The organism is Paenibacillus konkukensis (assembly GCF_023523925.1).
In the GTDB taxonomy this organism is placed as follows: Bacteria; Bacillota; Bacilli; order Paenibacillales; family NBRC-103111; genus Paenibacillus_S; species Paenibacillus_S doosanensis.
Window position 1 is genome coordinate 7,475,323 of the sequence record NZ_CP027059.1, and the last position, 13,767, is coordinate 7,489,089.

General features: G+C 54.7%; 10 protein-coding genes and 1 other annotated feature. Of the genes, 8 read left to right on the top strand and 2 right to left on the bottom strand.

The window, feature by feature from the left end:
- The first annotated feature begins 24 nt into the window (after window positions 1–24).
- Together SK3146_RS32585 and SK3146_RS32590 are read left to right on the top strand one after the other, a co-directional pair.
- A complete protein-coding gene (locus SK3146_RS32585; RefSeq protein ID WP_249862703.1) occupies window positions 25–810 on the top strand; it encodes an SDR family oxidoreductase in 786 nt (261 codons plus the stop codon).
- Between the two features lie 89 nt (window positions 811–899).
- A complete protein-coding gene (locus SK3146_RS32590; RefSeq protein ID WP_249862704.1) occupies window positions 900–1,286 on the top strand; it encodes an Asp23/Gls24 family envelope stress response protein in 387 nt (128 codons plus the stop codon).
- A gap of 156 nt (window positions 1,287–1,442) precedes the next feature.
- Here the strand turns inward: SK3146_RS32590 and ftsW are convergent, their stop codons facing one another.
- Window positions 1,443–2,618: a putative lipid II flippase FtsW gene (ftsW, locus tag SK3146_RS32595; RefSeq protein ID WP_249862705.1), complete on the bottom strand. Its 1,176-nt coding sequence runs from the start codon at window positions 2,616–2,618 to the stop codon at window positions 1,443–1,445.
- Between the two features lie 13 nt (window positions 2,619–2,631).
- Window positions 2,632–2,979 (bottom strand): YugN family protein, encoded by a 348-nt coding sequence (locus SK3146_RS32600; RefSeq protein WP_249862706.1) that lies wholly within the window; start codon window positions 2,977–2,979, stop codon window positions 2,632–2,634.
- Window positions 2,980–3,180: 201 nt separating this feature from the next.
- On the opposite strand from SK3146_RS32600, the gene SK3146_RS32605 reads away from it, so the two are divergent.
- The 6 genes from SK3146_RS32605 (at window position 3,181) to SK3146_RS32630 (ending at window position 13,766) form a co-directional block, all read left to right on the top strand.
- Window positions 3,181–4,362: an amidohydrolase gene (locus tag SK3146_RS32605; protein WP_375295439.1), complete on the top strand. Its 1,182-nt coding sequence runs from the start codon at window positions 3,181–3,183 to the stop codon at window positions 4,360–4,362.
- A 140-nt stretch (window positions 4,363–4,502) separates the two neighbouring features.
- Window positions 4,503–4,913 (top strand): CBS domain-containing protein, encoded by a 411-nt coding sequence (locus SK3146_RS32610; RefSeq protein ID WP_249862707.1) that lies wholly within the window; start codon window positions 4,503–4,505, stop codon window positions 4,911–4,913.
- 176 nt (window positions 4,914–5,089) lie between these two features.
- On the top strand, window positions 5,090–6,256 hold the full coding sequence (locus SK3146_RS32615; RefSeq protein WP_249862708.1) for a Gfo/Idh/MocA family protein: 1,167 nt from the start codon (window positions 5,090–5,092) through the stop codon (window positions 6,254–6,256).
- Window positions 6,257–6,378: 122 nt separating this feature from the next.
- Window positions 6,379–6,653, top strand: a binding site (T-box leader).
- Between the two features lie 51 nt (window positions 6,654–6,704).
- Window positions 6,705–9,797: an isoleucine--tRNA ligase gene (ileS, locus tag SK3146_RS32620; RefSeq protein WP_249866512.1), complete on the top strand. Its 3,093-nt coding sequence runs from the start codon at window positions 6,705–6,707 to the stop codon at window positions 9,795–9,797.
- Window positions 9,798–9,948: 151 nt separating this feature from the next.
- Entirely contained in the window at window positions 9,949–11,748 is a 1,800-nt protein-coding gene (locus SK3146_RS32625; protein WP_434006839.1) for a DNA repair helicase XPB, read from the top strand.
- Window positions 11,745–13,766 (top strand): helicase-associated domain-containing protein, encoded by a 2,022-nt coding sequence (locus SK3146_RS32630; RefSeq protein WP_249862709.1) that lies wholly within the window; start codon window positions 11,745–11,747, stop codon window positions 13,764–13,766. Before SK3146_RS32625 ends, SK3146_RS32630 begins: the two co-directional genes overlap by 4 nt.
- Window position 13,767 lies beyond the last annotated feature (1 nt).

The window sequence follows — 13,767 nt, forward strand, 5'->3', positions numbered from 1 at the left end:
AAAAGCCCAAGGAGCGTGCGTACAATGGATTTAATGCTGAGGGGAAAAACGGCGGTCGTCACCGCATCCAGCAAAGGTTTGGGAAGGGCCGTGGCGGAGCAATTGGCGGCGGAAGGAGCCGATCTGCTGCTGTGCAGCCGCAGCGAAGAGGCGATTCGGAAGACGGCGGACGACATACATAAACGATACGGCGTAAGAGTGGAATCGCTGGCTGTCGACGTCGGGAAAGCGGGGGATATTGCCAGGCTTGTCGAGACGGCCGCCGCTCGCTTCGAGACGGTCGACGCGCTAGTATGCAATGCGGGAGGGCCGCCGAGCGGAAGCTTCTTATCGTTTGACGATGAGGCATGGGAGAAAGCGTTCTTCGGCAATATGATGAGCGTCGTGCGTCTGATCCGCGGCTTCCATCCGCTGCTTGCCCGGCAAGGAGGACGGATCGTGACCGTCGCTTCCACCTCGGTCAAGACGCCGATTCCCGGGCTTGTCCTGTCGAATACGCTGCGTACGGGCGTTGTCGGTTTAATGAAGACGCTGTCGATTGAATTCGCACCGGACGGCATTCTGCTCAATACCGTTTGTCCCGGCCGAATTATGACGGACCGGATCGTCGAGCTGGATTCCATCCGGGCAGAACGGGATCAAGTGCCGCTGGAAGCCGTACAGGAGAAGCTGCGGCAGGATATTCCGCTCGGACGCTACGGGGAGCCGGAAGAGCTGGCGACGATAGCCGCTTACCTGCTTTCGCCGCGCAACAGCTATATGACAGGATCTGTGTTTTATGTCGACGGGGGAGCTGTTAAATCGCTCTAATCGGCTCAATTTGCCAAGATTCGGCCAAGTTTGCTTTCAGGCCGGGAAGCCATTACAATGGAACTATAACCCATTAAGGAGTGATCCGTATGTCCGAAGAAATTCAAGCAGGTCTCATTCGCATTTCCGATGATGTCGTTTCGACAATCGCAGGCTTGGCTGCGTTGGAGACTCCTGGGATCGCTGCAATGTCGGGAGGAATATCCGAAGGCTTGGCCAAACGACTCAGCGGCAAAAATGTGCAAAAAGGCGTTTCCGTCGAAGTAGGGCAGGTGGAAGCTGCCATCGATTTGCGAGTTATCGTCCACTATGGAAGCAAAATTCAAGAGGTTTGTCATGATCTTCAGCTCAACGTTCGCGAAGCGGTGGAGAACATGACCGGCTTGAACGTAGTGGAAGTGAACGTGAAAGTGGAAGGCGTCGCATTCCGTGAAGAAGAGAATGCCGCCATTGAAGACCCGCAGCGTGTGAAATAGGAGTTTGTCCGGCAAAATAGGCAGTCATTGTTCATTTGCCATGCACGAAAGCAACTCCGTCGGACAAACTCATAGACGAGTGGTTAATCCCCTTTCTACATACAGGAATCGGTCTAAGACGCACAACCCTTGAGCAAACACAAACAAAGAGAGCCCTTAGGCTCTCTTTTTCGTTGCGTTTTCTTTGTCCGGCTTGTTATGTTCGCGAGATAAGCTGAGCAAAATACCGATGCTGACTAACGTCACCAGCATGGATGATCCCCCATAGCTGATTAGCGGGAGTGTAACGCCGGTAAGCGGAATGCTGCCGGTAACGCCGCCGAGATTAATCAAGGCTTGTACCCCGATCATCCCGATGATGCCGATTCCCGCCAATGTGCCGAACGTATCGCTGCAGCGCAGAGCGATGAACAGCCCGCGCCATAAAAAAGCGAGATAAATCAAAAGGAATAGCGATGATCCGAGAAATCCCAGTTCTTCTCCGATAATAGCAAAAATAAAATCATTGTGCGCTTCCGGCAAATAATGCAGCTTTTGGATGCTTTGCCCGAAGCCTGCTCCGGTGAAGCCGCCGTGGCCGAACGCATATAAAGACTGGATCAGATGGTATCCGGTATCAAGCGGATCGTTCCACGGATTCATAAAGGACGTAAAGCGGTCCAGACGATAGTTTTTGCCCGGTTTCATCAAAGACGCGACGGCAACTACCGAAATGGCCGCGGCTCCCGCTGTTCCCAGATAGAACAAGTGCTTGAAGTTGGCGCCTCCGGCAATAATGACGATGGCGGAGCACATAACCAATATCATCGTCGAGCCCAAATCCGGCTGCAGCATGATCAGCGCCGAGATGAAGCCGACGATGACCAGCGCCGGGAGCAGCCCGCTGCGGAACTCCTGGAATTTATCCTCTTTCTTGGATATCAAGGAAGCCAAGTATAAAATAACCGACAGCTTGGCGAATTCCGCCGGCTGTATCCCGAAGCCTCCGATATAAAACCAGCTTTTGGCGCCGTTCACTTCTCTTCCTATAATGGGAACGAGCAGCAGCATGACTACGACCGCAATAAAGGAAGGGCGCACCCAATTTTTCAGCTTGCGAAAATCGATGTTCATGCAAAAAAACATGGCTACGGTACCCATCGCAACGAAGATCGCTTGTCGCACAACCAAGTACGAAGGGTCGTTAACCGATACCTTCGTATCCGGATCAATCTGTACAACTCGTACATATCCCATGCTTGCGCTGAATACCATAGCCAGACCGAAACAAACGAGTAAAAACGTTAAAAATAACAGCAAAAAATCCGGAGTGCCTCTTCGTGGGGAAGTCATGATGACCTCCGCTTTACTCGGACAATTCGGTTTTCAGCTGCGAAATTTTTTGCTGGGCGATTTTCAACACCGAATCGGGAATCGGCGATTGGTAGTCAAGACCGTGCGGGAATGTCGCTTTTCCGATGTAAACGTCTTCTATGTAAAGAATAGCATAGGGCGACTCCAGCTTACCGGTCTCCACACGGGCGTTCATGCGCAGGAAGTAATCGTTATGGGATGCTTTATCTTCAATTTTCAAATCATAAGTGGCGCGGTAATATTCCCACTGCCAGCGAACAAAGCCCAGCTTTGCGGTAACTTCGTCCAGATGGGCAAGATCGCTTTTAAGCCCTTTTAAGCCGTTGTTTTCAATAATCACTTGTTAAAGCCCTCCTAGAAAGTCAAGTCCAACTTTATCTAATTCTTTATTCATGATAGTATGTTTCCCAAACTTGTGCAAGCCTATTGCTAAATGTACAAGCGAAGTCTCAAGAAAAATTTGAAATTCTTGTGACACATGGATGTAAGAAAGCTTGGCATTTGGTAAAATGAAAAGAAAGTGAAACCGGAGGTAATGGCCATGGAACATTTGCTGCAAAAAGTGGATCTGTTATATCCGGAAATGGTCGGCTGGAGAAGATATTTGCACCAGCACCCGGAGCTCTCGTATCAGGAGACGGAAACGGCGGCCTATGTTGCCCGGCATTTGCGGGAATGGGGCTTGGACGTGGAGACGGGCGTCGGCGGAGGCGGCGTCGTAGGACGCCTGCGCGGCGGGGCCGAGGGTCCGACGATCGCTCTGCGCGCCGATATGGACGCGCTGCCGATTCAGGATGAGAAAACCTGTGAGTTCGCATCGAAGGTAAAAGGCGTCATGCACGCTTGCGGTCACGACGCGCATACGGCGACTTTGCTTGGCGTAGCCAAAATTATGGCGGAGCACCGCGAAGAGTGGAAAGGGAATATGGTGTTTCTGTTCCAGCATGCGGAAGAGCTGAGTCCCGGAGGGGCTCATGCAATGATAGAACAAGGCGCGCTGGAAGGCGTCGATTTTGTCTACGGCATTCATTTATGGACACCCTTTCCTGTCGGTACTGTTTATAGCAAGCCGGGGGCTATGATGGCCGCCGCGGATGAGTTCGAAATTACAATTAAAGGCAAAGGCGGCCATGGCGGCCTCCCCCATGAAACGATCGACAGCATTGCCGTCGCTTCGCATCTTGTCGTCAACCTGCAAACGATCGTCAGCCGCAGCGTCGATCCGACGCAGCCCTGCGTCGTGTCGGTCGGCTCATTCCACAGCGGCACCGGCTTTAACGTCATCGCCGAGAAAGCGGTGCTGATCGGCACCGTGAGAACATTCGATCCGGAATTGCGCATGCAGGTGAAGGAAAGACTCGAAACGTACGTCGAGCAAACCTGTCGGATGTTCGGCGCCGATCATGCCGTAGAGTATAAGCTCGGCTATCCGCCGGTCGTTAACGATGCCGGCGAGGTGGAGCGCTTCTACCGTGCAGGCGCTTCTGTAGCCCCGGTGCAGACGTCGCCGCTTATTATGGCGGGGGAAGATTTCGCCTATTACCTGCATCACCGCAAAGGCTGCTTCATGTTTGTCGGAGCGGGAAACCCGGAGCTCGGCATTACGCATCCGCATCATCATCCCAAATTCGATATTGACGAAAGCTCCATGGCGATTGCGGCCAAATTGTTTATCAGCATGGCGGCGGACTGCCAAAACGGCTGGAATGCCGATAAGTGCTAAGCGCTTGTGCGCATGGACACCGTAGTTTCGGGAAAATCTATGTCTGCGCGGAAGAACGTCCAGCCGGCGGCTGCGGCGCGTCTGTCCGGGACTTTACTCTTCGGGAGGGATTTTCCTTGAGCAGACCTTTAAAGGAAATAATGACAAAGGATTGCGCGACGGTGACACTGAAGGACAACGTCTATGAAGTAGCCGTCAAGATGAAGCAGGAAGATACGGGCTTTATTCCGGTCGTAGAAGGGAAAAAGCTGATCGGCGTCATTACCGACCGCGACCTGGTAATCCGCGGGTATGCGGCCAAGAAGGAAGGCTCTACGGCTGTCAAAGACGTGATGAGCAGCAACCAGATTACTTGCGCATCGCCGGAGACGACGGTGGATGAAGCGGCCAAATTGATGGCCAAGCAGCAAATCCGCCGTCTGCCGGTATGCGAAAACGGGGAGCTGGTAGGGATCGTGTCGATCGGCGACCTGGCGGTTCGCGACAAGTTCGAAGATGAGGCCGGCGAAGCGCTGAGTCAAATTTCCGAGAAAGACAAAATTCAGGTATAATTTATCTTGCTGTTATTAAAGGAAGAAGATCGGTCTTTATAAGATCGGTTTTCTTTTTTGTTGGCTATGAAAAATTTTTCATATTGTAATGTTCACGTGTGCATTATATAATAGAGGAGAACCGAAAATGCTTACATACGTTTTCGAATATAAGAATTGAGAGGCAGGGGACACGAATGGATAAAGTGCGCATCGGATTGATCGGTGTGGGCAATATGGGTAAAGGCCATACCGAGTACTTGGTGGGCAATCAAGTCAAAGGCGCAGAGCTGACAGCCATTGTGGATACGGATGCATCCCGTCTGGATTGGGTTCGAACGAACTATGGAGACAAGAACATTCAATTATTTGACGACTTGGACGCATTCTTCGCATCCAAAGCGTTCGACGCAGTGATTGTGGCGACGCCTCACTACGATCACCCTGAATCCGCCAAGCAGGCATTCTCTCACGGTTATCATGTACTGGTTGAGAAGCCGGCGGGCGTTTATACCAAACAAGTTCGCGAAATGAACGAAGCGGCCGCGAAATCCGGCAAAGCCTTCGGCATTATGTATAATCAACGGACGAATCCGTTGTATCAGAAGCTCAGAGACTTGATCACGTCCGGAGAGCTTGGCGAAGTTCGCCGCACCAACTGGATCATTACGAACTGGTACCGCTCGCAGAGCTACTACGATTCGGGCGGCTGGCGCGCGACTTGGGCCGGCGAAGGCGGCGGCGTGCTGATCAACCAAGACCCGCATCAGCTCGATTTGTGGCAATGGACGATCGACATGATGCCTAAGCGCGTCAGAGCGTTCTGCGGGTTCGGCAAATACCGCAACATTGAAGTCGAAGACGATGTGACCGCTTATGTGGAATACGAGAACGGAGCGACCGGCTTGTTCGTTACGACGACGGGCGAAGCGCCGGGAACGAACCGCTTTGAAGTATCGGGCGACCGCGGCAAAATTGTGATCGAGGACAACAAGCTGACGTTCTGGCGTCTGCGCGTACCCGAGCCGGAATTCAACCGCGAATATAAAGGCGGCTTCGGTTCTCCGGAATGCTGGAAATGCGATGTGCCGATTGTCGGAGCTCCGGGTCCGGGCCACAAAGGCATTACGCAAAACTTCGTGAACCATATTTTGAACGGAACGCCGCTGCTTGCACCGGGCGAAGAAGGCATCAAAGGGTTGACCTTGTCCAACGCCATGCATTTGTCTTCCTGGATCGATAACTGGGTAGATCTTCCGATCAACGAGGATTTGTATTACGAAAAGCTGCAAGAACGCATTCAAAGCTCTACGGTCAAGAAAGAAGTCAAAGCCGTAGAAATGGACGTAAAAGGAACTCATTAATCGTTCATGAAAAGGCAACTTTCGGTCAAGCCGAGGTTGTCTTTTTTTGTAATATGAGCTTAAACTGACTTGACATCCGCGGCAAAATGTTTTATAAATGGATCAATGCAATAACCGATAAGTTACATTCGATGACGAGAAAGAGTAAGCCACGATCATGATCCCCAGAGAGCCGGCGCTTTGCTGAAAGCCGGCGTTCATGCCGCAGCCGAAAATCATCTCTGAGAAGTGAAGCTAAACGCGCTTATTCGAACGGGCGCAAGTAAGCTTAACCGGGGGTCCGCCGTTACAAGGAACGCGTATGATGGTACGTTGACGAGTGCTGCGACAGTTCGCTTTTCCGGCGAAGCTGCCGCGGAACAAGGGTGGTAACGCGAGCTATAGACTCGTCCCTTCAGAGGGACGGGTCTTTTTTGTTGTTCAAATTTAAGTGAAGCAGGTGACGTTCATGCAAAAGGTCGATCCGAAAGAAAAGGCGAGAAGCCGGGAATTAAGAGTGCTGGAGCAGTGGCAGAAGGAAGGAACGTTCAGGAAGTCGACGGCAAACCGGGAAGGCCGACCGAATTTCGTGTTCTACGAAGGACCGCCGACCGCTAACGGCGCTCCCCATATCGGGCATGTGCTGGGCAGGGTGATCAAAGATTTTATCGGCCGCTACAAAACGATGAAAGGATATCGAGTCGTTCGCAAAGCGGGCTGGGATACCCATGGCTTACCGGTCGAGCTTGGGGTGGAGAAGCAGCTCGGCATTTCCGGCAAACAGGAAATCGAGCGCTACGGCGTGGCGGAATTCGTACAAAAATGCAAGGACAGCGTGTTTACGTACGAGAAGCAATGGCGCGAGCTGACCGAGGCTATCGGCTATTGGACAGATATGGACCATCCTTATATAACGCTCGACAATCAATATATCGAGAGCGTATGGCACTTACTGTCGGAAATTCATAAGAAGGAGCTGCTGTACAAGGGACATCGGGTCAGCCCGTACTGCCCTTGCTGTCAGACGACGCTGAGCTCTCATGAAGTGGCGCAGGGCTATGAGGATGTGAAGGATTTGACCGCTACGGTCAAATTCAAACTGGAAGCAAGCGGGGAGGTTATCCTCGCCTGGACGACGACGCCTTGGACGCTGCCCGCCAATGTGGCGCTTGCGGTAAACGAACGCATCACTTACGCCAAAGTGAGGCAGCAGGGGGAAGTCTACATCGTCGCCGACAATTTGCTGGAGAGCGTGATGAAGGGCGAGTACGAGAAGCTAGGCACGCTGCAAGGGTCCGAGCTTGTCGGTCTTCGCTATATCCCGCCGTTCCGCTATGTCGAGGTTCCGCATGCGCATGTCGTCATCGAAGGCGATTTTGTAACGGACAACAGCGGCACAGGGATTGTCCATATTGCGCCGGCTCACGGCGAGGACGATTATAAAGCGGCGATGAAGCACGGCATCAGCATGCTGAGCGTGGTGAACGCGGCGGGGCGCTATATCGACGAGGTGACGGACCTGGCCGGCAAATTCGTCAAAGACTGCGACGTCGATATCGTCAAGCTGCTGGCGGAACGCGGACTGCTCTACGACAAGGAGCGCATGGAGCATAGTTATCCGTTCTGTTGGCGCTGCAAGTCGCCTTTGTTGTATTATGCGACCGAAAGCTGGTTTATCCGCACGACGGCGGTCAAGGAGCAGCTGATCGCGAACAACCGGCAGGTCGACTGGTATCCGGAACATATTCGCGAAGGACGCTTCGGCAACTTCCTGGAGGAGCTGGTCGATTGGAACATCAGCCGCAACCGCTACTGGGGGACGCCGCTGAATGTATGGCAGTGTCCGGACTGCGGCGGACAGCATGTGCCGGGAAGCATCCGCGATCTGCGCGAACACTCCGTAAACGAGCTGCCCGCCGAGCTTGATCTGCACAAGCCTTACGTCGACGAAATCAAGCTGAAGTGCCCTCACTGCGAGCGCGGCGTGATGGAGCGGACTTCTGAGGTGATCGACGTATGGTTCGACAGCGGCTCCATGCCGTTTGCGCAATACCACGTTCCGTTCGAGAACGATGACGTCTTTGCCGAGCAGTATCCGGCCGATATGATTTGCGAAGGGATCGATCAGACGCGCGGATGGTTTTTCAGTCTGCTGGCGGTGTCGACCTTGTTTAACGGGCAAGCGCCGTATAAAGCGGTTTTGTCCACGGGACATATTCTGGACGAGAACGGTCAAAAAATGTCCAAGAGCAAGGGCAACGTCATCGATCCGTGGGAAATCATCGGCGATTACGGAACCGACGCATTCCGCTGGGCCTTGCTCGCGGACAGCGCTCCGTGGAACAGCAAACGGTTTTCCAAGCAGATTGTCGCCGAAGCGAAGTCCAAGGTGATCGATACTATAGTCAACGCTCATGCATTTTATACGCTGTATGCCGCTATCGACGGGTATAAGCCGGAGGAGCACGCCGAAGAAGTCAGCGGCAATCGGCTGGACCGGTGGATTTTGTCCCGTCTCGCTCATTTGGTACAGGACGTAGGCAAAGGGCTGGAGGCGGTCGACTTCTTGAATCCGGCCAAGGCGATCGAAGCGTTCGTGGACGAAATGAGCAACTGGTACATCCGCCGCTCCCGCGACCGCTTCTGGGGCAGCGGCTTGTCAAACGATAAGCTATGGGCGTACCAGACGCTGCACGAGGTGCTTCTGACGCTGGCGAAGCTGATGGCGCCGTACACGCCGTTTCTGTCCGACGATCTGTATCGTAATCTTGCGGGAGGCAGAGGGAGCGTGCACCTGGAAGACTATCCGGAAGCGGACGCTTCCCGGATCGATGCTGAGCTGGAGAGGGACATGGAAACCGTGCGCAATATGGTCGAGCTTGCCCGCAGCGTGCGCAGCGAAACCGGAGTGAAGACGCGCCAGCCGCTGTCCGAGCTGATCGTCGCGTTAGACGCGCCGCTCGATCTGACGGTTTATGCGCCGATCATTCAGGAGGAGCTGAATGTCAAATCGATTCGGACGGAGACGAGCGAGAACGGGCTGGTCGACGTTACGCTGAAGCTGAATTTGAAAGCGGCCGGGCCCAAATACGGCAAGCGGGTCGGCGAGCTGCAGCAGGCTTTGAAGGCGATGAACGCAGCGGAAGCGGCGGCGATCGTCAAGGCGGGCTCTTATGCTCACAGGCTGCAGAACGGGGAGATCGTGGAGCTGCCGCTTGAGGATCTCTTGGTCGAGAAGGTCGCCAAGCCGGGCTTCGCTTCCGCTTCCGGCTACGGGATGACGGTCGCTTTGAATACGGCGCTGACGCCCGAGCTGAAACAGGAAGGGCTCGTTCGCGAGCTGGTGCGGGCCGTGCAGGATTATCGCAAGAAGCTGGAGCTGCCCGTCGAGCAAAGGATCGATTTGCTGATGGACACGGATGAAGAGATGCGGGAGGCGGTTCAGGCCTTTGAATCGGTGCTGCTGGATAATGTTCTCATCAACCGCTACGAATTTGCCGGAACGGATGTCATGGATTATGTAGCCGCCGGGGAGAAGACGGTCGGCTTATCGATTCAATAAAGGGGATATACGAGGAAGGGGGCTGCTCAGCCGAGCCGCTCCCTTTTTATCGTTTCATAATGAAGGCGATGTTTAATTTTTCCTGTTTTCCCTCATACTAAAATGAATAGAGCATTCGAGAAAATACGACAAACTTCGGGAGGGAACGGACATGCAGATGGATCCTAAACGACCGCTTATCGTACAAAGTGATTTTACCGTATTGCTGGAGGTGCGCCATCCCGAGTTCGACGTAGTCCGCGCGGGGCTGTCCCGGTTTGCGGATCTGGTCAAAACGCCGGAGCATATTCATACGTACCGGATGTCGGCGCTGTCGCTGTGGAATGCGGCCGCGGCCGGCATGAAGACGGAGGAAATCGCCGATTTTCTGGAACGCCATGCCAAGTTCGGCGTGCCGCCGCATATTAAACAGGACATACGCCGCTTCGTGGAGCGTTACGGTCTGATCCGGATCGAGAGCATGGGCGAAGATCTGCTGCTTATCTCCGACGATGTGGAGGCGATCAAAGAGATGGTTTCGTTTAAATCGCTCCGCTCCTACGGTTTATGCCAGTTGGACGCAAGAACGCTTCGCTTCTCTTCCTCCTTCCGCGGCGTGCTGAAGCAGGAGCTGATCAAACTCGGTTATCCGGTGGAGGATTTGGCCGGTTACACCCGCGGCGAGGAGCTGCCGATCCGGTTGAAGTCGGACGGCTCGGCCGGGAAGGCGTTCCAGCTGCGCGATTATCAGTGTTCGGCCGTCGATTCGTTCTACCGCGAGGGAAGCATGCAGGGCGGAAGCGGAGTGCTCGTGCTGCCTTGCGGGGCGGGCAAGACGATTATCGGGATTGCGGCTATGGGCAAACTCAGCTGTGCCACGCTTATTTTGACAACGAACAGCACTTCGGTACGCCAATGGAAGCGCGAAATATTGGAGAAAACCGATGTGACCGAGGAGATGGTCGGCGAATATACGGGGACGATGAAGGACGTGAAGCCGATTACGATCGCCACCTATCAAATTTTGACGTACCGCAAATCGAAGGATGATTTGTTCGTTCATATGGATTTATTCAATAAACGGGATTGGGGCTTGATCGTGTACGACGAAGTGCACCTGCTTCCCGCTCCCGTCTTTCGCGTGACGGCCGATATTCAAGCTACGCGGCGGCTGGGGCTTACGGCTACGCTGGTACGAGAGGACGGGAGGGAGGAGGACGTATTCTCGCTGGTCGGCCCGAAGCGGTATGAGATGCCGTGGAAGGAGCTGGAGGGCAAAGGCTGGATCGCATCGGTCACATGCACCGAAATTCGGATTGCCCTGCCGGATGATGAAAAAGAACGCTATTTGACGGCGGAGCCCAGACAGCGAATCCGTATCGCCAGCGAAAACCCGGCCAAGCTCGGGATCGTGCGGGAGCTGCTTGTGAAGCATGCGGACGATTCAATCATTGTTATAGGACAGTATCTCGATCAGCTTAAAGAAGTTTCTGAAGCGATCGGAGCGCCGCTTATTTACGGGCAAATGCCCCATGAGGAACGGGAGGAGCTGTACCGCCGGTTTCGCTCCGGCGAGCTAAGGACGATCGTCGTCTCCAAGGTCGCCAATTTTGCCGTCGATTTGCCCGATGCCAGCGTAGCGATTCAAATATCAGGCAGCTTCGGCTCGCGGCAGGAGGAAGCTCAGCGGCTCGGACGCATTCTGCGCCCGAAAGCCGAAGTCAATGAGGCCAGCTTCTATTCCATTGTGTCCGCAGATACGAAAGAGCAGGATTTTGCCTTGAACCGACAGCTGTTTCTGATCGAGCAAGGCTACCGGTATACGATTGAAGACAGGACGGCCGAAGCCGCGGACAAGCGGGAGGACAATAGCTTGATGCGCGTCCTTGACGAAACGGTACAAGGATCGTCCGGTCTGCATCGGACAGAGCCGCCGTATCGGGCGGAGGAAGAGGGGGCTGCAGCAAGATGAATCACGCCTATTTTTTGACTAGAATGCCGCAGACGCTGCGCCTGCAAATCGAGGCCGAAAGCGTCTATGCGCCTTGGCTGAAGCAGGGCGAGACGCTGGAGCGAATTTTCGCGAATCCGGCGATTATGGAGACGGTTTATAACCAAATGACGCTGCGGGAGCGCAAAGTGCTGCGGCTTATCGTCTCCTGCATCGGCTGCGAGCCGTTCGATGCGGCAAGGCTGGAGAAGCTGGCTCAGCCCGTCATGTCGGGGGCGGATGCGAAAGTCGGCTTTTTGCTGCTACTCAGAAAAGGAATTTGCTATACGTTCCGCAAATCGTGGGGAGAGCATGTGTACGTCATGTCGCCGGACGCGCTGGCTTTATGGCAGCCGATTCTCTTGGAGGAAACGGCGGCTTCGGGCGGAGAAACGGCCGCGGAGCTAACGGTAACGGGGGGAGCGGGTCTTGCCAGGGAGCTTTTTTATACGCTGGTCTTTATCAGGGATCATCCGATCCGGCTCACCAAATCCGGCGCACTGCATAAGAGGCAGCTGCAAAAACTGGTCGAACTGTCCTCTCTGCAAGACGAATGGTTCACAGGCACAGGCATAAAATATGCTTATGCGGATACGTATCCTTACTCTATCGCCGTTATTTTGGAATTTTTGACACGGCTCGGTCTGCTTGATAAGCAAGGAGAGGAAATGCCGCTTAAGGATAGCGCCGTCAGCGGCTGGCTGTCTTTAAGCGAAGAAGAGCAGACGGCCGTCTTATACCGGATTTGGCAGCCTGTCGCCTTCCCCGGCGCGGTGTGGCTGCAGCATGCCGCATTATGGCTCGAGCGGCGCCAGGAAGGCCAGTGGATACAAGCTGCGGAGCTGCTGCAGTGGCTGTTCGCTCATCAATTGGTCCAGTCGGATGCAGCCGAGGAAGACGGCGCTGCGGTCATCGATATGCTGGAGCGGCAATGGCTGTTTCCTTTGATTGCGTTCGGCTGGCTGGAGAAGGGAGAGACGGCAACCGGCAAGGTATGCTACCGGTGGCGCATCCGGCCGGGGAAAGACGGTTTTTCGTCCGACGAAGTTGATGCCGGCGGAGGACGCTGGTATGTCCAGCCGGATTTCGAGGTGCTCGTTCCGTCCGACGTGACGCTCGCCGCCCGCTGGGAGCTGTCGTATTTCGCCGACCATATCAAATCCGACCATGTCTCGATTTACAAGCTGAGCAAGGAAGGTGTGCAGCGGGGGCTTGAAAGTGGCCGCAGTCTTGAAGAGATGGCCGGACTTCTGGCGGATCACGCTCATTACGGGCTCCCCGACAACGTGCAATTGACGCTGGAGCAGTGGGCGAAGCCGTTCGGTCGGCTGCAGTTCGAGCAAGCGGTGCTGCTGCGCTGCCGCGACCAGGAGGCGGCCGATACGGTCCGCAAGCTGACGGCCGCAGCCGATTGCCTCGCGGAGGAGCTCGGAGAACGCGTATGGATCGTTCGTCCGGACCAGATTAACCGCTTGACCGGACTCCTGGACAAAGCGGGCTGGATGCCCGGCAAGTTGGCCATATCGAGCGGCAATCCCGCAGCGGCATCTCATTCCAGCGAGGCGGAGGAAGAAGGCGGCAAGGAGAACATTCGCTCCGGCAAGGCGCCGGAGGAACCGTGGAGGCCCGAGCCGGGGGACAAAGGTTTTATCTACGCCCGACATGCCATAGGCTACTTTGAGATGGAGCAGCGGCTGCCGAACGTCGCCGAATTGTATCCGGATTTGAACGGGATTCCCACCGGCTGGATGAAGGATTATCGGACCTATCACGCGTCGACGCGAAGGGAAATGGTGGAGAAGGCTATGGAATGGAAAGCGGCCCTGCAGGTAAGGCATAACGGCAAAGACCGGCTTATCGCGCCGCGCAAGCTGCAGGAAACCCGCGGCACATGGAGCATGACCGGACTTGACCAGGCGGAGCTGCAGGAAGTTTGCTGGCTTGCCGACGACGTGCAGGAGATGAAGATCATCCTACCTGGCATTAATGATAAATATTGAT

Bases quoted from the DNA above. Each gene is read 5' to 3' on its own strand.
- SK3146_RS32585 (WP_249862703.1), top strand. From the start codon at position 25: ATGGATTTAATGCTGAGGGGAAAAACGGCGGTCGTCACCGCATCCAGC.
- SK3146_RS32590 (WP_249862704.1), top strand. From the start codon at position 900: ATGTCCGAAGAAATTCAAGCAGGTCTCATTCGCATTTCCGATGATGTC.
- ftsW (WP_249862705.1), bottom strand. From the start codon at position 2,618: ATGACTTCCCCACGAAGAGGCACTCCGGATTTTTTGCTGTTATTTTTA.
- SK3146_RS32605 (WP_375295439.1), top strand. From the start codon at position 3,181: ATGGAACATTTGCTGCAAAAAGTGGATCTGTTATATCCGGAAATGGTC.
- SK3146_RS32610 (WP_249862707.1), top strand. From the start codon at position 4,503: ATGACAAAGGATTGCGCGACGGTGACACTGAAGGACAACGTCTATGAA.
- SK3146_RS32615 (WP_249862708.1), top strand. From the start codon at position 5,090: ATGGATAAAGTGCGCATCGGATTGATCGGTGTGGGCAATATGGGTAAA.
- ileS (WP_249866512.1), top strand. From the start codon at position 6,705: ATGCAAAAGGTCGATCCGAAAGAAAAGGCGAGAAGCCGGGAATTAAGA.
- SK3146_RS32625 (WP_434006839.1), top strand. From the start codon at position 9,949: ATGCAGATGGATCCTAAACGACCGCTTATCGTACAAAGTGATTTTACC.
- SK3146_RS32630 (WP_249862709.1), top strand. From the start codon at position 11,745: ATGAATCACGCCTATTTTTTGACTAGAATGCCGCAGACGCTGCGCCTG.